This window comes from Clostridium sp. CAG:43, from assembly GCF_000434655.1.
In the GTDB taxonomy this organism is placed as follows: domain Bacteria; phylum Bacillota; class Clostridia; order Lachnospirales; family Lachnospiraceae; genus Otoolea; species Otoolea fessa.
On sequence record NZ_FR895045.1, the window covers coordinates 10,778 to 12,122 of the forward strand.

Here is a 1,345-nt window from a genome sequence, read left to right on the forward strand (position 1 = left end):
GAGGGCGGCGTCAGCGAGACGCGATTGCTGGCACAACTGGAAGAATACGGGATACCGGAACGTGAATGCGCCTATATCCGGGCGACGCGCCGGGCAGTCACTGACATGGTGGAGTATCTGCGGGAGAAAAAATGCCCGGTGCAGAAGATGAATTTAAATTTTAAGGACCGGGAGAGCAAGCAGGCAGTCCGGGCAAAGCTGGAAGCGATGCCGGAGGTTCTGGTGACCTCCTCGCTTCCGTGGAATCTGGAACTCAACGCGGCGGGCATCACAAAGGGGAGCGGGCTGCGGAATCTCTGTCAGTATCTGGGAATTGAAGCGGAGGAGACGATGGCATTTGGAGACGGCGAAAACGACTGGCCCATGCTGGAGGCAGCAGGAATCGGCGTGGCGATGGAAAATGGCGCCCCATTTTTAAAGGAACGCGCAGACCGGATTGCCGCTTCGAACCGGGAAGAGGGCGTAGCGGAGGCGATCGGACAATGGGTGCTTATATAAAAGAAAACTGGCTGTTCGTGGTGGTGGCAGTCTATCTGGTTTCCATGGTATTGTACGGGCATTACCGCGGATTCATCCGCCTGGCAGTCTCAGCCGTTTCCCTGGTGCTGTCGCTGGGGGTGGTTCATTTTGGTGCGCCGTCTGTCGCGAATCTGCTTCGCAGCAATGAGGTGGTCTATCAGGCGGTGGAGGACAGCGTGACGAAATTTATCCAAAAGAACGATGAGGCGGAAAATGAGGCAGCTGACGCGGCGCCGCCATCCGTACAGCGCAGTATTATTGAAGAAATGGATCTTCCGGAACAGTTAAAGGATGCGCTTCTGGAGAATAATAACAGCGAAGTTTACGAGGCGCTGGGTGTAAGCAGCTTTACCCACTACGTCAGCCGTTATCTGGCAAACAGCCTGATCAATATTATAAGTTTTTTTCTGCTGTTTGCAGCCGTGTTCGGCGGACTGCGTGTTCTGTCCGTATCGCTCAATGTGGTCTCCCGGCTGCCGATTATATCGGGGCTGAACCGTCTGGCAGGTGCCGTGCTGGGGGGTGCGGAAGGGATCTTTTTCGTCTGGATTGCAGCACTGCTTATTACACTGTTCTCGGCAACGGCGATTGGTGAACTTTTCCTGAACCAGATAGAAAGCAATATCTGGCTGACCTGGCTGTATGACCACAATATGCTTGGAAGCATCCTGATGGGTGTTGTGAAACGGATTATTTGAAAGCTTACAGAGAAAAACTGTGATATTGAAAAACGGCACACCGCATGCTCGCTACTTAGTGATGAGTTAGGTGTGCCAATTTTTTTATTTCAGTCGAGAAGACACCCACCTCTTTAGGTGGCGAGTAA

General features: G+C 52.9%; 2 protein-coding genes. Both read left to right on the forward strand.

The features are described from left to right. The coding region (locus QVO97_RS03705; protein WP_288188829.1) for an HAD-IIB family hydrolase at positions 1 to 498 on the forward strand (498 nt) is incomplete at its 5' end. Beyond that, positions 483 to 1,217, forward strand: a complete 735-nt coding sequence (locus tag QVO97_RS03710) for a CvpA family protein (RefSeq protein WP_022359054.1) — start codon at positions 483 to 485, stop codon at positions 1,215 to 1,217. The genes QVO97_RS03705 and QVO97_RS03710, both read left to right, overlap by 16 nt. Positions 1,218 to 1,345 lie beyond the last annotated feature (128 nt).

Coding starts and splice junctions, on each gene's coding strand:
- QVO97_RS03710 (WP_022359054.1), top strand. CDS start 483: ATGGGTGCTTATATAAAAGAAAACTGGCTGTTCGTGGTGGTGGCAGTC.